A 22,964-nucleotide genomic window follows, 5' to 3' on the forward strand; every position below is an offset into this window, starting at 1 on the left:
GAAAGGAACAAGACCTTTTTAAATCTGAATTCAATTCTATGCAATAGGTTCTTGAATGCGCTCTAAAATCCTTCTTTTCTTATATAGCATGATTCCCGTATCGGCTATATCGGCAATCATTGAACGATTTGTAAGGGCGCCAAAGATTATTCCGGCAACAGGAACCATTTGCAAAAGCTTTTTCCAGCCAAACTGATCACGGTATGTATAAACGACTTCCCGCCAACCTTGCAGTTCGGAGGCTATTTCCCTTTTTGATTGGGAATCGGTCTGGTTCATTTTCGACAATTCATTTAATAGAGCCTTTTTGCCGACAACATCCGATGTTGTGAATTGCAGGCATTTGACGATGAAAATACGTTCTTGGCGGTCTCTAGGGTTGAAGCCATATGTGATGGCGATATCCTGAAGGGTTTTGATCGACATGCCGAGAAGAAGGGGGATGTCGATGGCCAAGGTGAAGATTCCGCCAATCCCTGTAGTGGCGCCTTGAACCGTTGCCAATTTGCTGCCTGAATTTTTAATATCCTGACTCACGTTATCCATGATATGGAGAGGGATGCTTGAAACGTCTTCCAGGGCTGTAATATCCAACTCGGGAACTTGGGCTTGCAGCTGACTTAGAATATGAGCTTCTTTCGTCAAATATTTTCCGCCATTCTGAATGTAGCTGCCGATTTCATCAAGCATGACACCCAATTTTTTCTGAATGAAATCCGGTGTCAATTTATCCAATAGCTTGAAGGGAATCCGCCCGATCCGTTCCCAAAACCATAGTCCTTTCTGATCTTTCTCCCATTTTTCAATGATTGTTAATTCTTTTTCAAGCTCTTCTTTTGTTTCAAGTTTCATATGATCAACCTTTCCACACATCTAGTATCCCATATCAGGGAATATATCATTAATTTTTCTTGTGAAATTCATCATATTGATTAAGTTTAATGTTAAGAAAGAGGGACATTTTTTGAATCGGGTCTTTTAGCCGAATATTTCCCACTTCAGAAATTCTTTTTAATCGGTAATTCAATGTATTCACATGGATATGAAGATTACTTGAAGCTTCATTTGGGTTGCAGTCTTTTTCTAGATAGACAGTGAGTGTTTGCAGCAATTCCGTCTGGTTTTTCATGTCGTATGCTTTTAGCTTAAGGATGGAAGGATGAACACGACGCTGTGTGTTGCTTGCGAGTGTTTCAATCATTTGAAACATGCCAAGTTCTTCATAATGTAAAATGAGTTTCATGTCATCCGGGAAAATATTCTTCATCTTAAGGGTGTATTGAGCTTCTTCATAACTTGATTTAACATCCATTAAGTTTTTATACATATTGCCAGCCGTTCCAAGGATGTGCTCAACTCCGAAACGCCGTTTCATCTCCAGAATGAAAAAAGGAATGAACTCATAAATCGATGCAGTGAAAGAAGGGCTGTTTTCCTGATTGCCTCCCGCGAAAAGAATGAGCTTGTTATGGTCAATGGCAAATAAGGAACTGTTTATCTTTTGAGTGGTCGTTAACATGTATGAAATGTAGCGCTCCACTTCGCGATTGATCTCTTTAGGAAATTCGAATACCAATATGGAAAAAACCACTGGGACGTGGATGGAAAATTTCTTGTAATTTTCAATTATTTCCGATTCTTCTTGGTAATGCCCGGTCAACATGCGCCAAAGGAACTCTTGATGACCTGCTTCTTTCCTTTTCTTTTTCAATTGCAATTGCTGTAACTGGTTCTTCGCCTCCTTGGCAGCGAATTGCAGAAATTTCATATCTTCTTCGGAGAAAGGTTCATTTACTTCCAAAGCCCAAATGAATCCAAGTACTTCATTATTTTTCCGGATGGAAACCGCAACCCTGTTACCGAGACCGACATCATTGATGGCCCCGATTTTGATGGGGGCATCTCCTTTCAATAACGCAGGGATGAAGCCATCTTTCCATAAACTGTTGATGACCTTTTCAGGGACACGCCTTCCGATTATGGTCATGATACGGGCCTGATCCGTAGTATCATCGTGCGTGCTATAAGCAAGTAAGCGATGGTTACCGTCCTCGATCGTAATGGGACAACCCAAAACAGAACTGATTCTATCGGCAAACTCCATCATATCTCCATAAAGGTCTTTAAAAATATCTCTATTTTTTTCGAATTCCTTCATTTTTTATTTTGCCCCTCGCTAAAAAAATTCCTTCTCCTTGAATTTTAAACGATTTCCTATTAATTAGCATAGATAAATCCTTTGTTAAAACAGAAAATCCCTACCGATGGAAACCGGAAGGGATTTTATTTTAGAATAAGAAGTTAATTAAAAGATAAAGTAAACCAGCTAATGTTGCCGAGATGGGAATGGTAATGAACCAAGTGATGATCATTCTTTTTGCCGTTCCCCATTTTACGCCCTTGACACGATGCGCAGATCCAACACCAAGGATTGAAGACGAAATAACATGGGTTGTACTGACTGGCATGTGTATTACTGTTGCGCCAAAAATGATGAAAGCCCCGGTTAAATCCGCTGCAACACCATTGACCGGACGTATTTTCATGATTTTGCCGCCAACGGTTTTAATGATTTTCCATCCGCCGACGGAAGTTCCAAGTCCCATTGCTAACGCACAGGAGAATTGAACCCAGAAGGGGATATCGGCACTTGATGCATAACCATTTGCAATAAGGGCCATCGTGATGATACCCATCGCTTTTTGAGCGTCGTTCGTTCCGTGGGTATAAGATTGAAGTGCTGCAGTAGCAATCTGTATAGTACGGAATTTTTGGTTTGTTTTTGTCAGGTTATTGTTTTTAAAGACCACTTTAAAAATGCTGTATACGATAAACCCGATTGCAAAAGCAATTAGCGGGGAGAAGATCAAAGCTTGAAGGATTTTCATGAACCCTTCCCATTTAATGCCAGCGAAGCCTGCTGCAGCAATGGCGGCCCCTGCAATCGAACCAATCAATGCATGGGAGGAACTGCTTGGTATCCCGTAATACCAGGTAAGAAGGTTCCATATGATAGCGGCAAGAAGAGCAGCCAGAATTACATATGAACCATTCGGAAGCGTGAATGGATCCACGATATCCTTCGTTATGGTCTTCGCAACTCCAGTAAACGTCATGGCTCCGACGAAATTCATGACGGCTGCCATGATGATGGCATGCCTAGGCTTCATGGCCTTAGTTGAAACAGCAGTCGCTATTGCATTGGCTGTATCATGAAAACCATTGATGAAGTCAAATGCTAAAGCAAAGAAAACGATTAATATTGTTAAAATTAATAAAGTATCCATTTATTGGGGTACTCCTTAGGCGTTTTTCATTATGATTGTTTCAAGTGTGTTGGCCACCGCTTGACAGTGATCTGCGATATCTTCAAGGCTTTCGTAAATTTCTTTATATTGAATGATCCTGATTGGATCTTTTTCAACTGTAAACAAGTTTTTGATTGATTGACGTTGGATTCCGTCACAAACGGATTCAAGATCTTTAATTTTGATTGCATTTTCACGGATCATTGGCAATTTTTTAGTGGATAGTGTATCGACAGCATTTTCGATCTCATACGTACACTGTTTGATTGCATCCACAAACTTAAGCATATACTCATCCGCATTGACAATTGAGTACATTTCGAATAATGCCGCACAGTGTTCCAAACCGTCAATGACATCATCCATCCTCATGGTCAATTCAAGGATATCCTCCCGTTCGATAGGAGTGATGAAGGCATTGTTCAGCTCTTTGATCACATTATGGACCATTGAATCGCCTTTATGCTCATAGTCTTTCATCGTATCTGAAAATACTTTTAGATCGGAGATGTTTTTGAGTTTATAATCCGCGAAATAGTCAGCACCTTCTTTAAGGTTTTGAGCGATGTTAAAAAGCATTACCGCGAATTTGTCTTTTTTTGATTTAAAAGCCATGTTAAAGCCTCCCAATTAGTCATGCAAATTTACGCACTTTAGTCGTACGCTTAGTATTAACAAATTGATTGTAACGAATTCACGTAGTATCCGGGAAGGTTTTTCGACGAAAATTTACAAAATCTTAATAAAACTTTATATAAAATCACAAGCAAAATTAAAAAATGGGAAAAACCCTGCAATCATAAGGGGGAATCTGTAAAAAAAAAGCCTTTCCAATATGGAAAGGCAAAAGGTTCTATAAAAATAAAGCAATTAAATAGTAAATGATTCCAGCTAAGGAAGCGGAAATTGGCAATGTAATGAACCAAGTGATCAACATGTTTTTTGCGGTTCCCCACTTTACCCCTTTGATGCGGTGTGCAGAACCGACCCCAAGTATTGAAGAAGAAATGACATGTGTCGTGCTGACCGGCATATGCAGGAAGGTTGCACCGAAAATGATGGCTGCCCCAGTCATATCGGCAGCCACACCGTTAACCGGGCGGATTTTCATGATTTTACCGCCAACAGTTTTGATGATCTTCCAACCCCCGATTGATGTACCAAGCGCCATGGCTATTGCGCAGGATAGTTGTACCCAGAAAGGAACTTCAGAGGTAGAGGCATATCCGTTAGCAATCAAAGCCATCGTGATGATACCCATGGATTTTTGAGCATCATTCGTTCCATGTGTATAAGATTGGATGGCCGCCGTGAGAATTTGTATTCTCCTGAATCGCTTATTGGTTTTTCCTAAATTATTATTTTTGAATACCACCTTGAAGATACTGTATACAATGAATCCAAGCGTGAAGGCAAGGATAGGGGATAGAATCAATGCTTGTACAATTTTAGTGAATCCATTCCATTTAATCGCATCGAATCCACTAGCCACGACGGCAGCTCCCGCTATTGAACCAATGATCGCATGGGAGGAACTGCTTGGAATGCCAAAATACCAAGTGATTAAATTCCATATAATTGCCGAAAGCAGGGCGGCAAGGATTACATAAGAACCATTGTTCAATGTGAAAGGATCAACGATATCCTTCGTAATGGTATGCGCTACACCGGTAAAGGTCAGTGCTCCTAATAAATTCATGACCGCAGCCATGATGATTGCATGACGTGGTTTAAGCGCCTTGGTTGATACTGCTGTAGCGATGGCGTTAGCCGTATCATGGAAACCGTTGATAAAGTCAAAGACCAAAGCAAAAATAATAATTAGTGCGGTTAAGATGAGTATGCTATTCATACATGGAGGACTCCCTTAATTTCAAGTATGTAAAGTGTATATGGATTGTCGCCAATGAATGGGCAGGACAGTTTGCAACTCCTCAATATTTAGAATGGGAGTTTTGCTTTTGATTATTCTTAAAATTTGGCACCTTCTTTTTTACTTGGTTTTAAGTCGGACTATTCAATTGTAACGAATTTCATACCTATAAGGATAGATGTTTCGTCATTTTTTTACAAAATATTTATCTTAGTGAATGATTAAAAAGATTAAATGTTCCCTTTAATATGTATAGATGGTATTTGAGGGTGTTTTCGCCTAAGGGGCTCTATAAATCCCGAGGCTTATGGTTAGAAATAGAAGGTGGAGAGATGTATAATTGGTAAATAAAAGTAAGGGGGAATGAGGGAATGATTTCAAATATTGGGGAAACGATCACCTTACATAATGGAGTTAAAATGCCACAGTTGGGTTTCGGTGTATTTAAAGTGAAAAACGGCAATGAAACGGTTGAGTCAGTCAAGAAAGCGATCGAAGTTGGTTATCGTGCGATTGATACGGCGGCCATTTATGAAAATGAAGAAGGTGTTGGTCAGGCGATTCGGGAATGCGGTGTGTCTCGTGAAGAATTGTTCATTACATCTAAAGTGTGGAATACAGAGCAAGGATACGAAACGACGCTCCAAGCATTTGATGATAGTTTAAATCGCCTTGGTTTGGAATACTTGGATTTATACCTGATCCATTGGCCGGGAAAAGATAAATATCTGGAAACCTGGAGGGCATTGGAAAAGCTTTATAAGGATGGAAAGGTGAAATCAATCGGTGTAAGTAATTTCCATGTTCATCATTTGGAGAAGCTGCTTGCAAACAGTGAAGTGAAACCGGTCGTCAATCAAATTGAATTGCATCCACTTTTGACTCAAGTCGAAATTCGTGATTACTGTGCAAAACATGAAATAAAGGTAGAATCTTGGAGCCCGCTAGGCAGAGGGAACCTATTGGAAGAACCGACAATCAATCATATAGCGAAGAAGCACGGGAAAAGTTCAGCACAAGTGTTGATTAGATGGCATCTACAACATGATCTAGTTGTAATACCTAAATCGATTACGCCGTCCCGTATCGAAGAAAATGCTGACGTATTTGACTTTTCATTAAGCCTGAATGAAATGAATCAAATAGATGCCTTGAACAAAAATGAACGGTTCGGCAGCAATCCCGATGAACTTTTGTTCTAAAAACAATAATGCAAATGATAGGAGGGTGTCCCGAATGGGGCATCCTTTTTCTTTTTCTTCATGAACATAATTGAGGCAGTTATTGCTTATACTAACTATGTGACAAAGTTAAGCCTATGGTATACCCGTTTAATATGTCTAATAATCCTGTTTTCGTTGCCAAATATTTTTAAAAAAATTTAGGTTTTAGATTTATTAAACGGGGAAAATAATGAGTACAGCGGCAAACAAAAAGAAAAAATTCACTAACATGAGATTGTCCAATCAGTTACTCAGGGGCTATAGCTAGCTAACTCTACCCAATAACTAAAACATTCACATTCATTAGTTATTGTGCGTAATCGGCATCATACCATTTGAATGTAAAAGGTTAAAATAACTGAAAAAAGGCATGACAATATGGAAGTGATTTGATTTCTTGGAGTCTGCTGCAGGATTGAAAAAATAACTAATTTTAAGGAGGAAATATATTATGGGATTTTTATGGTCATTAATTATCGGAGGTATCATTGGTTGGTTAGCAGGTATGATCGTTGGACGTGACGTACCATTTGGAATTATCGGTAACATTATCGCTGGTTTTGTTGGTGCATGGTTAGGTTCATTGATTCTTGGGAACTGGGGACCTTCAGTAGCAGATTTCGCTATTATTCCAGCATTGATTGGTGCTATCGTATTTGTCTTCGTCTTAAGCCTTATCTTAAAAGGCATGAGAAAAGCTTCATAAATGCAAAAATTAAGCTGGCCCTAGTGGCCAGCTATTTTTTATGCCAATATGAACGGATTTCGTTCCAACATGACTTTAAACCAATTCAATCCAAATACAGAAAATCCTGCCGCTGGTCAACAATTTCATATTAATGGAAGAAATGAGAACACCGATCCCGAAATGGGACGGTGTTTATTCAGTTTAATTGGTGACATCGAATATTTCAGGTTTATCAATGAAAGGAGCTTCAATGCTCATTTTTTTTTCTGAAATGGGGTGGACGAATTCGATTTTCCTTGCATGCAGGGCTTGCCGTGGAAATGTTTTTTTTCCGCCATACAAGGTATCTCCGGCCAAGGGGTGATTCAAATGACTGAAATGCACCCTGATTTGGTGGGTTCGGCCGCTTTCCAGTGTACAGCTGACGAGCGTCAGGTTTTTTTTGGTATCGCGATTGATTACCTGATAATGGGTGACTGCCGTCTGGCCTGTAGGGGAAACCCTTCGTCTCGTGGCATGGTGTCGGTCGCGGCCAATTTTTTCTTTGATTTCGCCTTCATTCTTTATAATGTTTCCTTCGACTAAAGCTAGATATGTCCGTTTGATTTCCCTTTCTTCCAACATTCTATCCAGCATGGACCCAATGAGGCGGTTTTTGGCAAAAAGGACCGCACCGGTGGTATCTTTATCAAGTCTATGAATATGCTTGATCATACAGGACTGGCCGGTTTTTTGAAGATGGTGCGCCACTCCGTTGATGAGGGAGTGTGCTTCACCCGGTTGAGAAGGGTGAGTATCCATTCCAGCCGGTTTATTGGCTATCAACAACACATCATCTTCATATATGATGGAAATACCTAAATCTGCCGCTTGATCTGTTTCATTTTCAGCGTGATCTAATAAGGGGATGCCGATCGTATCTCCTTCATTAAGAATAGCTGACCATGTGACTGTATTTCCGTTCAATGTCACTTCTTTACTCATCCTCCATTCATGGACTAATTTCTTTGGGGCCTTCCACCGCTCCCTAAAAAGCTTTTCCAATGTTAATCCATTCCAACTTTGGAGAACATTTATTATTAAATGTTGGTTGGTTAATTTAAAATTTTCCAATTAAACTCCTACTTTCGACTACTTTGGTTTTAAATAAAAGAAAAAAATATATAATAATTAAAGATGATTCGTGAAAAAAGTAACCTTAGACCTATTGCTGAAATTTTCGTGGTGGAAATTACCACATATTTTTTACAAAATTTATGTTATTCTATTGGGAAAGAAATCGCTTGTCCTAGAATATACATATAATAGATAGGTCTAACGGATCTGAAAAAAGGTGGTTTTTTTAGTGAAGACGGTCTTTTCTTCTACTGAAGAACAAGAGCAAGAAATAGCGAGTCTCGTTTCTCGTTTCTACGAATCTGTATTTCCAAAATACTTTACGGAAAGTGAAATCCTTCATTTTCGCGAGATTGGCGTTTTAAAGCCCAATCAAAGTTCTGTTACTTACTTGGCAACATTAAGAGACGCATTTCAAGTAATGACATGTCTTCAAGTCCTTTTGTCGATATTAGACAAACAGAAGAGAGAAGATTTTATAATGATGGAATCTAAATCTGAAGAACTGTTCCAACATAACATCACTCTATTGAATGAATGCGGAATATTCTTCCCCTTTTATTATGACCATTTTTCAAGTATTAACCATGAAGCGAATAATGATATGCAGATGATGGATATTCAGGTGGCGAATCAATATTTAGTATAAGGCAAAAAAAATGAGCCGGCTATAACGGGAGAAGCATTTCCGTTAGGGCCGGCTCATTTTTTCGATCCTTAATTAATATCGTGGTCCTCGAACCATTTCTCGAACGTTACTTCATCATTAAAGCCGACAATTCGTTCTTGTTCTTCACCATTTTTATAGTGGACGATGGTCGGGGTCTTTTTGATGCCATAGTCGCTCCATCCTTGTTCAAACTCCAAAAGATTGAATTGAACGAGATCAATACCCAATTTCTCTGCCAAAGGTGCCACGACTGGTGTGGTTTTTTTACTGATTGAATTCGTAGGACTATAGAAATAAACGGTCACGTCTTTACTATCTTGGAGGTCCTGCTCCAACTCTACAGGAAGGATCAAATTTTGATAATTGGGGTCATCCAGCTGATCGACAGTGGCAGGTTTAAGCTTATCCTTGCCGTATGGATTTCCTTTTGATTTTTCTTCTTTTTTCATGTTTGTAAAAACGCCCATCAGGACAAAAAGGGCGACGATTATCACTAAAAATATAGCCATTTTTTTCATTAAGCTGCAACCTCCTTGGATCTTGTCCATACGATGTAAAAAATAATGACGAATGCAGTCAAGGCTAGAACGTGATGGTGATGAAACCAATACGTTTATATATTGTCCTGTACATGGAACCCTTCCTCATGCAAGGGTGTGGTCGGGAAAGAATGAAACCTTTGCTAAATAATGATATGGAAATGTATGCACCGATGGCTGTTACTATCATGGTATAAAAGCAAATCCAATGATCTTTTCGAATGATTGCAATTCCTAAAATGATTGTAAAAGGATACGTGGTGATCCGCTGATACCAACAGAGCGCAAACGGTTCATTTTGCTTAATTCCAGAGAAATGAAAGCTTCCAAACATTGCAATGGTGGAGCAGCCAAGGCCACAGTAAATTAGTTTTCCCAATTGCAAATAGTCTTGTTCATGGTTCCTCTTCCCCATCACTTTTTGCTCTCATGAAAAGTATAGTATGTATGGACGGGGTCTGTAAAATATATATTCTTTTTAACGGTCATAAAGAATGTATTTATCAATGCAATTTTTGAAATCCATGGGTAGGTTCAGTTGTTTTAATTTTTGAATAAGGGGTATAATTCTTATGGAAGAGATTAAAGGAGTCTGAGGAAAATGCCTAATTTGGACCTGCATAAATATGAAAAAATAATGGAAATACGTAATATGAGGCTAGGAGACATAGATGAAATAATTGCTTTGCAGTCGAGTTGCTTTCCTGGAATGGTTCCCTGGAAGCGAGATCAGCTTGAGAGCCATCTGGCAATTTTTCCGGAAGGACAGTTTGTGGCTGAATATGATGGAAAAGTGATTGGCTCATGTTCCAGCCTCATTATTAATTTTGACGAATATGATGACCGACATACATGGGATGATGTAACAGATAATGGATACATCACGAATCATAATCCGGACGGTTATAACTTATATGGGATCGAGGTCATGGTCCATCCTAAATTCCGCAGGATGAAAATTGGTCAAAGACTATATGATTCAAGGAAAGAACTTGTTGCCCATTTGAATTTAAAAAGCATCATTATCGGCGGCAGGATCCCCAATTACCATAAACATGCGGATGAACTGTTACCAAGGGAATATGTGAAAGAAGTGCAATTGCATAAAATATATGATCCGGTTCTTTCGTTCCAGCTTTTAAATGGGTTCACGCTTATGAGGATCAATCCGAATTATTTGCCGGATGATCTGCAATCGAATAAGTATGCTACGCTCATGGAGTGGAATAACGTCGATTATCAACCGAAAACAAAACGTTATTATAAAACATCAGAACCGGTAAGGATCTGCGTCGTGCAATACATGCTGCGTAAAATAGATTCATTCGAAGATTTCGCTAACCAAGTCGAGTATTTCACAGACGTTGCTTCGGATGCTAATGCGGATTTCGCCGTGTTCCCGGAATTATTCACCACCCAGCTGATGTCTTTCTTGAATGAAAGATCACCAAGCTTGGCTGTACGGAAACTGTCGGATTTCACGGAGCAGTACATTGAATTGTTTACCACTTTAGCTGTAAGGTATAACATCAATATCATCGGCGGTTCCCATTTCGTAAAAGAAGATGATGACAATATCTATAATATCGCTTATTTATTCCGTCGCGATGGGACGATTGAAAAGCAATATAAAATTCATATCACACCAAATGAAAGAAAATGGTGGGGCATTAACGCAGGTGACCGTGTTCGAGTCTTTGATACGGACTGTGGAAAAATCGCCATACAAATTTGTTATGATATTGAGTTTCCGGAACTCGCCCGGATCGCTACCGACATGGGAGCCAAAATCATATTCACTCCATTTTGTACGGAAGACAGGCAAGGGTACCTGCGCGTTCGTTATTGTGCCCAGGCCCGTGCCGTGGAAAACCAAATTTATACCGTCATTTCCGGAACGGTCGGTAATCTTCCGCAAACAGAAAATATGGATATTCAGTATGCCCAATCGGGGATCTTCGCTCCATCGGATTTCGAATTTGCGCGTGACGGCATAGTCGGGGAAACCAGCCCGAACCTTGAGATGGTCCTGATTGGCGATGTTGATTTGGAGATCTTAAGGCGGGAGCGTCAGTCTGGTACTGTAAGGCAATTGAAAGATCGTCGCCATGATGTTTACAATCTACATTACAAAGATGGCGAAAAATAAAGAGGTAAAAGAGCTCGTGATGTGAAGAACGATAGATTTGGTTCTTTTCATTACGAGCCTTTACTTCATTTATTGGAATAAATATGATAATTTTGTATATGTAAGGCAGATACATAATAATTACAAATAAGGCGTTTGGGAGGAGATGTTGGAGATGCACTGGAAATCTTTATACACCACTTGGGCAGGGTACCAGAATTTAAATGGGGAATTACGTGTCCTCCTTGAGGAAATGCAGCGGGATGAAGCAAAACTCGAAGATGCCTTTTATAAAAATTTAGAATTTGGAACAGGCGGAATGCGTGGGGAAATCGGAGCGGGAACGAACCGGATGAATCTTTACACTGTAAGGAAGGCTACGGTTGGGTTGGCTCAATATATCTCTTCGTTTGGGGAAGAAGCTAAAGGAAGAGGCGCTGTGATCGCTTATGATTCGAGACATAAGTCCCCGGAATTTGCACTCGAAGCAGCTAAGACCTTGGCTACATTTGGGGTGAAGGCTTATTTATTCGATGAACTGCGTCCGACTCCGGAATTGTCATTTGCGGTTCGCGAGCTGAATGCTTTTGCTGGAATCGTCATCACGGCAAGCCACAATCCGCCTGAATATAATGGATACAAGGTTTATGGACCGGATGGGGCACAATTGCCACCTGAAGCGGCCAATCAAGTGATCAGCTACGTGAATGCCATTGAAAATGAGCTTGAAATTCAGATTGAAGAAGCTGAAGTCCTTAAAGCGAAGGGCCTCATCGAAATGGTCGGGGAGAAATTGGATGCGGCATATAATCGTGAGTTGCTCACAGTTCCCGAGAATCCGCAGCTTGCCGAGGAAATAGATGTGTCAATCGTTTTTACACCGCTTCATGGAACGGCCAATAAATCCGTCAGGCGGGCACTGCAAAGCTTAGGGTATCAAAATTTGCATATCGTTAAGGAACAGGAATTGCCAGATCCGGATTTTTCGACAGTCAAGTCACCAAATCCGGAGGAACCAGCTGCATTTGAAATGGCCATTGAACTTGGAAACAAAGTAGAAGCGGACTTATTGATTGCAACGGACCCAGATGCCGATCGGCTTGGAATTGCCGTGAAAAACGAGGTAGGTCAATATGTTGTCCTGACAGGAAATCAAACAGGTGCACTTTTCCTGGACTATTTACTGTCCCAGAAAAAAGAAAAAGGGAAGATTCCTCAAAATGGAGTCGTCTTAAAAACCATCGTCACTTCGGAAATCGGGCGGGCGATTGCCGAGTCATATAGCTTGAAGACGGTTGATGTACTTACCGGGTTTAAGTTCATCGCCGAGAAAATAAATCAGTATCATCAAAGCGGGGAAAATAGCTTTTTGTTCGGATATGAAGAAAGCTATGGTTACCTGATTAAAGACTTTGCACGTGATAAGGATGCCATTCAAGCAGCAGTGCTGGCTGTTGAAGTCTGTGCTCATTATAAAAAGCAGGGATTGACACTATATGAAGGGTTACTGAATGTGTTTGAAAAATACGGTTTTTACTTGGAAGGATTGCGTTCGTTGACTTTAAAGGGCATTGAGGGAGCGAAACAGATATCTGGAATATTGAATCAATTCCGTCAAAATCCTCCTTCCCGAATAGCTGGCATTCCGGTAGTTGCCGAAGAAGATTATCAACGCAGCAAAAAGCGTACATTACTTTCAAATAATGAAGAATTGATTGAGCTTCCGAAGTCAAATGTATTGAAGTATTTCCTTGAAGATGGTACATGGGTTTGCCTCCGTCCTTCTGGTACTGAACCGAAAATTAAATTTTATTTCGGTGTCCAAGGTAAATCAATGCCAGAAGCTGAGTCCAAGTTATCGGAAGTCATGGAAGATTTCATGAGCAAGATTGAGGCGTTAGTTTAAATGCATGAAAGCTAAACGAAAGACCTTCTTCGGTCTTTCGTTTTTTTATGATTGCAAATTTTTAGCAGCATGAATAATCAAAATTCTAGGAAATTCCGTTTCCGTTTTGGTATACTGTATTGGCGACTGATCTCGGAAAACATCGGGAATAATGGAGGTATAAATTCATGAAATTAGTAATCATTAATGGTTCACCACGTAAACAAGGACGTACGGGGATAGCCTCACGCTACATATCCAAGAAATACGGAGCGGAACTTATCGACTTAAGCAATAGTGAAATCCCTTTATATTCAGGTGAAGGTGAGCAATATCAATTGGATGTGATTCAAGGTCTTCGGAAAAGCATCGAGGAAGCTGATGGCGTAATTCTGACCACTCCGGAATATCATGGTTCCATGAGCGGAGCCTTGAAAAATGCCTTGGATTTTCTAAGCAGTGAGCAATTCACGCATAAACCAGTTGCACTATTGGCTGTTTCCGGCGGAGGTAAAGGCGGAATCAATGCCTTGAATTCCATGAGGACAGTGGGCCGAAGCCTTTATGCAAATGTGATCGCAAAACAATTGGTTCTGGATCCACATTGCTTTGATTACGAAAATGATGGTTTATTTGAAGAGTCTGCCGTACTTGTAGAGGGTATGATTGAAGAGCTTAAAATGTATGCAACTGCATATACTGCAATGAAAAAATAATGAAATGGGGGTCAGGTATTTAAATACCTGACCCTACCTTGTTTTTATAGGGTTTCACCAGCCAAAGTTATATCCCCAACTAATCCTCTTGTATAAATTTTCCCGTTTTGCAAAAACTATAGTTGATTTTAGCTTGGAAGTTCACTTAAATAATCACTTGTTTGTTCTGCCGCATGATCCAGATAGCGAAGCAATGCATACAGTTGGGATTGAACGATTTGATAATCATGCTCAAACCTATAAGCGTGCAAAAAATGTTCTATTTTTTTCGAAAGAAAGTGATCTTTCGTTCGAACCATCAATACTAACAAGCTGTCCCAATCAGAACGGTGTGTGTGAAACAATGCCTGATCATAATCCGCAATCCTCATGTTCTTCTCCCCCTTAATAAGGAGCTATTTGTATTTTGTTCAGATATGACAGAACATTTCCTTACAATAAGTGGCGATGTATTTGGACCGCGGTTGTTGCTTTTTTCCTGAATAAAAATAAAAGGTGAGTACATGAGAAAAATAATGGTAATTGGAATATTGGTGCTGCTTTTTTTCCCTGAACCATCTCTGGCGGCAGACGTGTATTCCCCTGAACAGATGGAAATGGATCTGCAAGGAATCCAAAAACAGTATGAATTGGACGTTAAAATAATTGGGCAAACTGAAAAAGGGAAAAATATAAAGGCAGTCAAATTAGGAAAAGGAAAAAGATCGATTTTGCTGGTGGGATCACATCATGGACGGGAATGGCTCAGTTCCATACTCTTAATGCGCATGCTTGAAGAGTATGCCGCTTCCTATCGAGCGGGCAAACCTGTTGGAGAATACCGGACGGAATCATTGGATGAAGTGAGCATCTGGTTCATCCCGATGTTGAATCCAGATGGAGTAAGCATTCAGCAAGGAGATCTCTCCAACTTAAATGTTTTTGAAAAGGCTGTAGTTTGGAAAATGAACCGATTTAGCAGGGATTGGTCCCGGTGGAAAGCCAACGCCAAAGGCATTGATTTGAATAGGCAGTATCCGGCTGGATGGAAAGAAGTCATGAGTGATGAAACAAAACCAACGTATCAATTTTATAAAGGCCGAAAACCATTAGAAGCAGCTGAAGTAAAGGCTCTTACGGATTTCACGAAGGATATCGATCCCCTTATTGCTGTTTCCTACCATACGTCAGGAAGGGAAATCTTTTGGCATTACAAAAATAAACCGAAAAATATGGCGAGGGATTATGGGATTGCCAAAAAGACTGCCGAATTGACTGGTTATGAAATTACCTTTCCGGAAAGAGAAGCGGTAGGAAGCGGATTTACGGATTGGTTCATAACTGAATTCCGCCGCCCGGGAATGACGATCGAACTTAGTTATTTAGTGGATGAAACAAATCCGCCGTTGACTGTGTTTCCTGAGGAATGGGAGAGGAATCGATTGGTTGGAATCATGCTTGTAAAAGAAGCGAACCAGCTGCATAACAACTGAACAATATTACATAATAATACTAAGCGGAAAGTATGAGGAGGAAAAGATTTTGAAAAAAGTCATCGTGATGCTAATGGGGATTTTTTTGATCATACAAGCAGGGGCCATTTCAGCACAGGCACAAAAATCCGATTACGAAAAATACGGAAAGATTGCGATATCAGTTGTACAGGCAGATTATCCTGAAGTTAAGATTAACGATTACGAATATAAGGGAAGAAAAACTGTATCGAAAAATCTCGTCGAAGATGATTTCAGATTTTTGGTCGATGATAAAGGTCAGCAGTTCAATGTCATCGTGACCGTACAACATGATTTGAAAAATGAAAAATTACTTAGTTTGAAGGTCACGGAGCAAAAAGGAAAGTGAGCTCAGAACAAGCGGAAAATTCAAGGTATGCATCTTACCGGACATCTTCACATCGAGAAGATGTTTTTTTCTGATTTCTTTTAGGTTGTCCGGAAAATGGTGGATACCGGATTGGTTGCCAATGGAAAGTGATTCACATCCGTTCAGTTGCCATGAAGTTTTCATTGCATTTATGAGCAGCTAACCAGTATAGTTAGTATCAGATTGAAACAATAAGCTTGATTGTAGGGGTATTAGAAAATGAGAAAGTTTAAGAAAGTTTATGTGGAAATTACGAATATATGTAATTTGAAGTGTAATTTTTGTCCAAGTTCCAGCTTGCAAAGGACCCTGAAATTCATGGATCCTGAAGGATTTACGGATGTAATCAAGAAAATCAAACCACACACCGATCATATTTATTTTCATCTGATGGGTGAACCATTTTTAAATAAAAATTTGGGTACATTCCTGGATATCAGTGCTGAAAATGACCTGAAGGTTAATATTACAACGAACGGTACTTTGATTCAAAAGGTCAAAGACAAGCTGCTCTCCAAAAAAGCCCTTCGGCAGGTGAATATTTCACTTCATAGCTTTGAGGCAAACGATACGAGCAATAGTCTTGATTCTTATGTCAGTAATATTGCCGATTTCATAAATGAAGCAAATGAAAAAAGTGAAGTGATTTGTGCCATCCGTTTATGGAATATGGATACGGCTGAATTAAAAGCGAGTAATGGCCTGAACGACGATATTCTTAGCATGCTGGAGGAGAAGCTTTCATTGGACATCCGCTTAAGTGAAGCTCTTCAGCAAAAGAATAATATTAAGCTGAAGGACCGGGTTTATATAAACATGGCCGAAAAATTCGAGTGGCCGGAATTGGACCGTGACATTATCGATGAAAATATTTTCTGCTATGCACTTAGAGATCAGTTAGGCATCTTGGTGGATGGTACAGTAGTCCCTTGTTGCTTGGATAGTGAAGGGAAAATACCGCTTGGAAATATATTCGAAACATCACTTGAAGACATTTTAAATGGTGAACGGGCGAAAAATATGTACGATGGTTTTTCAAGAAGATGTGCAGTTGAAGAATTATGTAAACGCTGTGGCTATGCAAAGCGTCATAAAAAATAAGATGAAGAAAAACCGCGGAGTCCATCTTCGTGGTTTCAGACTGTAGGCAAACCTCCATGAAGACTCAGTTTGCCTGCAGTTTTTTATTTAAAAAGTTCAGTTGATTTCAGAAATCCGCTCCCTTTCCGCCGACTGTCTGCCAAGCCGCATCAAAGCAAGCTCCTGTGGTGTCTCGGCTAGCCAGTAATTCGGCGGAAGTGTCGCAAATTTCTTCAATCCAATGAGGATTAGAGTAAAAACCATAAAGACCGGAGCACTATATTCGACCGTTCACGAATTTTTTTGACCTACACCTCATTATTCGGACTCTGAACACCATTTTGTCGCCAAACCGAAACCACGGCTCTTCGTGGTTTTTTTGCGTGATGAATGATTTTGCCTCTTCTTTTTTATTAAAAATTCAGAATATTATTGTTTTATTGAAAGTACCGTGATAAAATACTCTCTATTATTGATGAAGTTAAAACTTCATATTGTCATATAAAAAGTATTGGATTCATATCTTGCTTCAGAGGGGATGTTTTATGGATTTACAGCAAAAAGTTAAAGAAGTATTCCCTGGTTTATCCACTGGTCAAAAAAAGGTAGCAAAATACTTGTTAGTGCATTCACATACATTTGCAGTCACTTCAGCTCAAAAGCTCGGAAAAGAAATAGGAGTGAGTGAAACGACCATCATCCGCTTTTGCTATTCATTGGGGTTAAGTGGATATGCGGAACTTCAAAAACTTATTCGCAATCAGTTGATATACGAGAGCAGCAGTTTGAATGAATATCATTCTTCAAAACTTGAAGCAGCGAATCAGCCAAACTTCATGGCTCAGGTGATGGGGCAAGATATCATCAGCATCGAAAAGACAATGAATAATTTATCAAATGAAGATTTCTCCAGAACAGTTGATAAATTGGCGGCAGCTGACAATGTTTTGATATCCGGACACCGGTTATCATTTTCGGCAGCACATTGGTTAACCTTTACGCTAAGGCTTGTTAGGGAAGAGATCCATTTATATAGGCCTGATACAGATGATATTTTCTTACTGCTGAATAAAATGACTGAAAATTCAGTTTTTGTGGCCATTTCTTTTCACCGTTATGTTAAAGAGACAGTGAAAATCACGGAAATGGCCAAAAAAGCGGGTGCATTTGTAATTGGTGTTACGGATTCTGAACTGGCTCCAATTGCTGAATACGCTGACATATTATTGCCCATTTCAACACCAAGGACTTCCACTATCGATACGGCACCGGTGTTATTCTCATTATTGAATAGTTTAGTAGCTGGTGTATCGATTAAGGACGAACAGGGTTTCAAAGAAAGAAAAGCTATATATGATGCATTCAATCAAGATGAATTTTTCTTTTGAGATTAAATTTCCAACAGTTCGGTGAACAAGCCGATTAACCGGGATACAAGGGGGAGACAGAAATGGATATCACACAGACTATCGAAAAATTAAGGCCTCGTATACTCGATATCTTTGACCATTTACACGCACATCCTGAAACGAGTTGGAATGAAGTGAATACGACAGCTTTCATTTCGAATATTTTAACGGAAAATCAGTGTACGGTGAAAACATTCAAGGACTGTACAGGAGTGATTGGGGAAATCGGGGATGGGAATTTCACGGTAGGGTTACGATCGGATATCGATGCACTTTGGCAGGAGGTGCATGGGACGTTTCAAGCCAACCATTCCTGTGGACACGATGGGCATATGACCTTGGCACTTGGAGTATTCCTGGTATTGAAAGAAATGGACTTCCGCCCAAGAGGCAAACTTAAATTCATTTTTCAGCCTGCTGAAGAAAAAGGTACGGGCGCCTTGAAGATGATTGAAGAAAAAGTATTGGATGATGTCGATTTCCTTTATGGGGTTCACTTAAGGCCGGTTGAGGAAGTGAAGGATGGGCAAGCGGCACCAGCCATTGTCCATGGTGCCGCCCAGTTCATTAAAGGAGAAATAGCGGGGACAGATGCACATGGAGCCAGACCGCATCAAGGGCAAAATGCCATCGAGATAGGAGCGGCATTCATCACTTTGTTAAATGGTATCCATCTCAATCCATCCATCCCTTATTCGGCAAAAATGACGCAGTTTTTTGCTGGCGGCGAAAGCTCCAATATCATCCCTGGGAGAGCCACTTTCACATTGGATTTACGGGCACAGGATAATGCAATGATGGAAGAGCTCACCAAAAAGGTGGAAAAGGTTGCAGAATCTTTGGCCATTGTCCATGGAGTCGAAGTGAAGCTCGAACCGGGAACCAATGTTGCTGCAGCAACCGTGAACGATCAAGCCCAGCAAATAATGTCTGAAGCGATAGTAGATACACTCGGGGAAGGAAATCTGGTGGCGCCCGTCATTACTACAGGAGGAGAGGATTTTCATTTTTATACGTTGAAAAAACCTGAACTCAAAGCGACAATGCTTGGATTGGGCTGTGATTTGGCACCAGGGCTCCATCATCCGGACATGACGTTCAACAAAGATGCTTTGTTATCGGGGATTGAAATCCTGACCAAAGCCATCATACTGACTTTCGAGAAATATGGGGAGGGGGGACATTTACATGACTGATGAATTAATCATTAAATCCCTATCAACACTTGAGGATTTACAAGAAGTACAGCGACTGGAAGTTCTTGTATGGGGCATGGATTGCGTTCCCATCCATCAGACGATTACGGCTGTCAAAAACGGCGGGCTTGTTTTAGGCGGATACATCAATGGTCAGTTAGTCGGGTTTCAATACAGTTTCCCGGGATTCAAGGATGGAAGGGCATATCTTTGTTCACATATGTTAGCAATCCATCCTGCCCATCAAAAGAAGGGCTACGGCAGATTACTTAAACTTGCACAAAAAGAAGAAGCACTCAAAAAAGGTTACGACTTGATCACATGGACGTATGATCCATTGGAAAGCGTGAATGCAAACTTGAATATCGGTAAGCTAAAAGCTGTTTGCTCTACATATATGGATGATTGTTATGGAAATATGAAGGATACCCTCAATGAAGGATTGTCCACTGATCGATTCATGGTGGAATGGAATATACGGCAGGAAGCAAAGGAAGAGACTCCGCTTCCAGATAAAGCCATACACATCGTAACGACAGGAATGAATGACCAAGGCTTTCCTTACATCAAGGATTATCACTTTGAAACCAATGCAGAGGTGATCGCCATACCCATTCCGACGGATATTCAACAAATCAAAAAAGCTGATCTCCGCCTTGCGATTGATTGGCGGTTAAAAACCGGAGAATTATTCAAAACGCTTTTTGCCAAAGGATATGTTGCAGCCGGGATTGAACGGGAACAAGGTGAAAATATTCAAAACTATTTATTAAAAAAACAAGAATAAGAGGGGAATCGGGATGAAAATAACAGAAGTGCGTTTACGTCATTTAAATATGGATTTGGTAGCTCCCTTTACAACAAGCTTTGGAACGTTTGTGGATAAGGAGTTCATTCTTGTGGAAGTGAAAAATGGAGAGGGGCTTTCAGGTTGGGCTGAATCTGTGGCGTTTTCAGCACCTTGGTATAACGAAGAAACCATAAAAACCAATTGGACCATGCTGGAGGATTTCCTGATCCCGCTTGTATTGGATAAAGAAATTGAGCATCCTCGTGATGTATCGGATATGTTCTCGCATATTCGTAAGAATAATATGGCAAAATCGGCAATCGAGGGAGCCATCTGGGATTTATACGCAAAAGAAAATAATATCCCATTAAGTATGGCTTTAGGAGGGAGACTGGAAAAAATCGATGTTGGGATCAGTATCGGCATCCAAAAAACGGTACCTGAATTACTGGCGAAAATAGAAGCGGGATTGAAGGACGGGTATAAACGAATCAAAATGAAAATCCAACCAGGTTGGGATGTAGATGTGATCAGGGAAGTACGCAATCGATATCCCGATGTCCCGATCATGGCAGATGCAAACTCCGCTTACCGTCTGAAAGACATCGAATTACTGAAACAACTTGATCAATTTGATTTAATGATGATCGAGCAGCCTTTGTCATCAGATGATATTGTCGATCATGCCACACTACAAGCGGAAATCAAAACACCGATTTGCTTGGATGAAAGCATACATTCCGTCGAGGACGCAAGAAAAGCCCTTGATTTGGGAAGCTGCAAAATCATTAATATTAAGATCGGCAGGGTTGGCGGCTTAACGGAAGCAATGAAAATACATGAATTATGTAAAGAAAGGAATGTACCGGTTTGGTGCGGGGGCATGTTGGAATCTGGTGTGGGGCGTGCCCATAATATCGCATTGACAACACTTGATAACTTCACGATGCCTGGTGATACGGCAGCATCTGCGAATTATTGGCATAAAGACATCATCCAACCGGAGGTTACAGTGGAAGATGGGGTCATAACCGTTCCAAAGGCGGCAGGCATTGGTTATGAAGTCGATTACGCTGCGGTCGATGAATTCACTTCCTATAGCAAAAGATATACCAAATGATAAATGTCCAGGAGTTGTAAATAAAAGAACCTCCCGGCTTCTTGGGCTTCGGCCCTTTAACTTGAAGCCGGGGGGCTATGAAAGAACAGAATAATGATGAAAGGGAAGATATTTCTTTAACTTAAATTGTCAGAATAATCATATAATTAAGGTGGTATGTGATATGAAAAACAGTGTAAATCTTGCAGGTGCATATATCGGAATAATCATTGGAGCAGGTTTCGCTTCAGGACAAGAAGTATTGCAGTTCTTCACGAGTTTTGGAATCTACAGTGTATTGGGAATTTTGGTGGCAACTGCCTTATTCGCGTTTTTAGGCATGCAAGTTACTCAATTGGGGAGCACTCTCCAAACACGCTCCCATAAAAGCATCATCGATCATATTTGTGGCCGCTATATAGGCAGGGTGGTCGATATTATTATCACATTTTTCTTGTTTGGTGTTACAGTCATCATGATTGCCGGCTCCGGGACGATTTTTGAAGAACAATTCGGGATTCCAAGTATGGTTGGTGCAATCGTCATGACGGTGCTTACGATTGGCACGCTTTTACTTAATGTTAACAAAATAATGTCCATCATCAGTGCCGTAACACCGTTTTTATTTGTTATCATGATCATCATTTCAGGTTATTCATTTTTCACATCCGATCTAAGTTTCAATCAAATCATTTCATCTTCAAGTAAAGGAACGGCTGCAACCGGAAATTGGATGATGGGATCATTACTTTATGTTTCATATAATATGACTGCCGGAATTGCCATGCTAGCCGTAATGGGAGGGACCTTCAAGAATAAGAAAGAGGCTGGTATGGGAGGAATTCTAGGCGGTATCGGATTGGGGATCTTGCTATTCTTGATCAATTTGGGGATGATGTCCGACTTGAAGGGCATTGAAGGCTCAGGTATGCCTACCCTTCAATTAGCGAATCAGATTTCTCCATGGTTGGGATATATCCTGTCAATCATCCTTTTAGGAATGATTTATAATACCGCTGTCGGGATGCTGTATGCATTCACAGCCAGGTTGGTTCCTGCCGAAACGAAACGGTTTAAAATATCCGTGATCATGGTCGGGATCCTCGCTTTCCTTGCAAGTTTCGTTGGCTTTATTAAATTGGTTGGTACGGTATACCCAGTCACAGGATACTTAGGTTTTGTTATCATTGGAGCGCTCATCATTTCCTGGATCCGTTCAAAAACGAAAAAAGAGGCTGTGAATACGGAATTAGTGAAATTTTAATATCAATAGGATTGTGTGTGAACTCCATGAACCTTTGGTATGACATCTTCTTCGTGAAGGTGTTTTTTTCTGTTATCGAGGACCTTTACTCATGATCACGGCATTTTTCCTCCTTTT

At 40.3% G+C, this 22,964-nt stretch carries 24 protein-coding genes; 14 read left to right on the forward strand and 10 right to left on the reverse strand.

Annotated features, from left to right (window positions below; genetic code table 11):
• Positions 1-36 precede the first annotated feature (36 nt).
• The 5 genes from QNH43_RS04600 to QNH43_RS04620 all read right to left on the reverse strand — a co-directional run bounded on the left by QNH43_RS04600 (position 37) and on the right by QNH43_RS04620 (position 5,160).
• On the reverse strand, positions 37-852 hold the full coding sequence (locus QNH43_RS04600; protein WP_283916963.1) for an EcsC family protein: 816 nt from the start codon (positions 850-852) through the stop codon (positions 37-39).
• 49 nt (positions 853-901) lie between these two features.
• The gene (locus QNH43_RS04605; protein WP_076368012.1) at positions 902-2,158 is read right to left on the reverse strand and encodes a PucR family transcriptional regulator; all 1,257 of its coding nucleotides are present in this window, start codon (positions 2,156-2,158) and stop codon (positions 902-904) included.
• A 130-nt stretch (positions 2,159-2,288) separates the two neighbouring features.
• Entirely contained in the window at positions 2,289-3,287 is a 999-nt protein-coding gene (locus QNH43_RS04610) for an inorganic phosphate transporter (protein ID WP_283916964.1), read from the reverse strand.
• Between the two features lie 15 nt (positions 3,288-3,302).
• Positions 3,303-3,923, reverse strand: coding sequence for a DUF47 domain-containing protein (locus QNH43_RS04615; protein WP_076367635.1), 621 nt, complete (start codon positions 3,921-3,923; stop codon positions 3,303-3,305).
• A gap of 238 nt (positions 3,924-4,161) precedes the next feature.
• Positions 4,162-5,160 (reverse strand): inorganic phosphate transporter, encoded by a 999-nt coding sequence (locus tag QNH43_RS04620; protein WP_283916965.1) that lies wholly within the window; start codon positions 5,158-5,160, stop codon positions 4,162-4,164.
• A gap of 392 nt (positions 5,161-5,552) precedes the next feature.
• Between QNH43_RS04620 and QNH43_RS04625 the strand changes: the two genes are divergently transcribed.
• Together QNH43_RS04625 and QNH43_RS04630 are read left to right on the forward strand one after the other, a co-directional pair.
• Positions 5,553-6,383 (forward strand): aldo/keto reductase, encoded by an 831-nt coding sequence (locus QNH43_RS04625; RefSeq protein ID WP_283916966.1) that lies wholly within the window; start codon positions 5,553-5,555, stop codon positions 6,381-6,383.
• A 472-nt stretch (positions 6,384-6,855) separates the two neighbouring features.
• On the forward strand, positions 6,856-7,110 hold the full coding sequence (locus QNH43_RS04630; RefSeq protein ID WP_179086047.1) for a GlsB/YeaQ/YmgE family stress response membrane protein: 255 nt from the start codon (positions 6,856-6,858) through the stop codon (positions 7,108-7,110).
• 183 nt (positions 7,111-7,293) lie between these two features.
• Here QNH43_RS04630 and QNH43_RS04635 read toward each other — a convergent pair whose 3' ends face one another.
• The gene (locus QNH43_RS04635; protein ID WP_349654802.1) at positions 7,294-8,205 is read right to left on the reverse strand and encodes an RluA family pseudouridine synthase; all 912 of its coding nucleotides are present in this window, start codon (positions 8,203-8,205) and stop codon (positions 7,294-7,296) included.
• A 232-nt stretch (positions 8,206-8,437) separates the two neighbouring features.
• On the opposite strand from QNH43_RS04635, the gene QNH43_RS04640 reads away from it, so the two are divergent.
• Positions 8,438-8,857, forward strand: a complete 420-nt coding sequence (locus QNH43_RS04640) for a DUF5365 family protein (protein ID WP_076367627.1) — start codon at positions 8,438-8,440, stop codon at positions 8,855-8,857.
• A 68-nt stretch (positions 8,858-8,925) separates the two neighbouring features.
• Here the strand turns inward: QNH43_RS04640 and QNH43_RS04645 are convergent, their stop codons facing one another.
• Both QNH43_RS04645 and QNH43_RS04650 read right to left on the reverse strand, forming a co-directional pair.
• Entirely contained in the window at positions 8,926-9,396 is a 471-nt protein-coding gene (locus QNH43_RS04645) for a thioredoxin family protein (protein WP_283916967.1), read from the reverse strand.
• A 64-nt stretch (positions 9,397-9,460) separates the two neighbouring features.
• Positions 9,461-9,832: a disulfide bond formation protein B gene (locus tag QNH43_RS04650; protein WP_349654815.1), complete on the reverse strand. Its 372-nt coding sequence runs from the start codon at positions 9,830-9,832 to the stop codon at positions 9,461-9,463.
• A 186-nt stretch (positions 9,833-10,018) separates the two neighbouring features.
• Here QNH43_RS04650 and QNH43_RS04655 point away from each other — a divergent pair, with 186 nt between their 5' ends.
• The 3 genes from QNH43_RS04655 (at position 10,019) to QNH43_RS04665 (ending at position 14,146) form a co-directional block, all read left to right on the forward strand.
• Complete coding sequence (locus tag QNH43_RS04655; RefSeq protein ID WP_076367623.1) at positions 10,019-11,566, forward strand: carbon-nitrogen hydrolase family protein; 1,548 nt, start codon at positions 10,019-10,021, stop codon at positions 11,564-11,566.
• A gap of 154 nt (positions 11,567-11,720) precedes the next feature.
• Positions 11,721-13,451, forward strand: coding sequence for a phospho-sugar mutase (locus QNH43_RS04660; RefSeq protein ID WP_283916969.1), 1,731 nt, complete (start codon positions 11,721-11,723; stop codon positions 13,449-13,451).
• Positions 13,452-13,618: 167 nt separating this feature from the next.
• Positions 13,619-14,146, forward strand: a complete 528-nt coding sequence (locus QNH43_RS04665; protein ID WP_076367619.1) for an NADPH-dependent FMN reductase — start codon at positions 13,619-13,621, stop codon at positions 14,144-14,146.
• A 128-nt stretch (positions 14,147-14,274) separates the two neighbouring features.
• On the opposite strand, the gene QNH43_RS04670 is transcribed toward QNH43_RS04665, so the two are convergent.
• Positions 14,275-14,517 (reverse strand): YhdB family protein, encoded by a 243-nt coding sequence (locus QNH43_RS04670; RefSeq protein ID WP_076367617.1) that lies wholly within the window; start codon positions 14,515-14,517, stop codon positions 14,275-14,277.
• A gap of 132 nt (positions 14,518-14,649) precedes the next feature.
• On the opposite strand from QNH43_RS04670, the gene QNH43_RS04675 reads away from it, so the two are divergent.
• From QNH43_RS04675 to QNH43_RS04685, 3 genes are all read left to right on the forward strand, one after another.
• A complete protein-coding gene (locus tag QNH43_RS04675; RefSeq protein ID WP_283916970.1) occupies positions 14,650-15,618 on the forward strand; it encodes a M14 family zinc carboxypeptidase in 969 nt (322 codons plus the stop codon).
• Between the two features lie 49 nt (positions 15,619-15,667).
• Entirely contained in the window at positions 15,668-15,988 is a 321-nt protein-coding gene (locus QNH43_RS04680; protein WP_283916971.1) for a DUF3889 domain-containing protein, read from the forward strand.
• A gap of 240 nt (positions 15,989-16,228) precedes the next feature.
• Positions 16,229-17,110, forward strand: coding sequence for a radical SAM/SPASM domain-containing protein (locus QNH43_RS04685; protein ID WP_076367611.1), 882 nt, complete (start codon positions 16,229-16,231; stop codon positions 17,108-17,110).
• Positions 17,111-17,206: 96 nt separating this feature from the next.
• Here QNH43_RS04685 and QNH43_RS04690 read toward each other — a convergent pair whose 3' ends face one another.
• On the reverse strand, positions 17,207-17,353 hold the full coding sequence (locus QNH43_RS04690) for a hypothetical protein (RefSeq protein ID WP_283916972.1): 147 nt from the start codon (positions 17,351-17,353) through the stop codon (positions 17,207-17,209).
• 281 nt (positions 17,354-17,634) lie between these two features.
• On the opposite strand from QNH43_RS04690, the gene QNH43_RS04695 reads away from it, so the two are divergent.
• The 5 genes from QNH43_RS04695 to QNH43_RS04715 all read left to right on the forward strand — a co-directional run bounded on the left by QNH43_RS04695 (position 17,635) and on the right by QNH43_RS04715 (position 22,847).
• A complete protein-coding gene (locus QNH43_RS04695) occupies positions 17,635-18,477 on the forward strand; it encodes a MurR/RpiR family transcriptional regulator (RefSeq protein WP_283916973.1) in 843 nt (280 codons plus the stop codon).
• Positions 18,478-18,539: 62 nt separating this feature from the next.
• On the forward strand, positions 18,540-19,694 hold the full coding sequence (locus tag QNH43_RS04700) for a M20 peptidase aminoacylase family protein (RefSeq protein ID WP_283916974.1): 1,155 nt from the start codon (positions 18,540-18,542) through the stop codon (positions 19,692-19,694).
• Positions 19,687-20,481 (forward strand): GNAT family N-acetyltransferase, encoded by a 795-nt coding sequence (locus tag QNH43_RS04705; protein WP_283916975.1) that lies wholly within the window; start codon positions 19,687-19,689, stop codon positions 20,479-20,481. The genes QNH43_RS04700 and QNH43_RS04705 overlap by 8 nt, the downstream gene beginning before the upstream one ends.
• 13 nt (positions 20,482-20,494) lie before the next feature.
• A complete protein-coding gene (gene menC / locus QNH43_RS04710) occupies positions 20,495-21,604 on the forward strand; it encodes an o-succinylbenzoate synthase (protein ID WP_283916976.1) in 1,110 nt (369 codons plus the stop codon).
• A 163-nt stretch (positions 21,605-21,767) separates the two neighbouring features.
• Positions 21,768-22,847 (forward strand): YkvI family membrane protein, encoded by a 1,080-nt coding sequence (locus tag QNH43_RS04715; protein ID WP_283916977.1) that lies wholly within the window; start codon positions 21,768-21,770, stop codon positions 22,845-22,847.
• Positions 22,848-22,964 lie beyond the last annotated feature (117 nt).

This window comes from Peribacillus simplex, assembly GCF_030123325.1.
GTDB lineage: Bacteria > Bacillota > Bacilli > Bacillales > DSM-1321 > Peribacillus > Peribacillus simplex_D.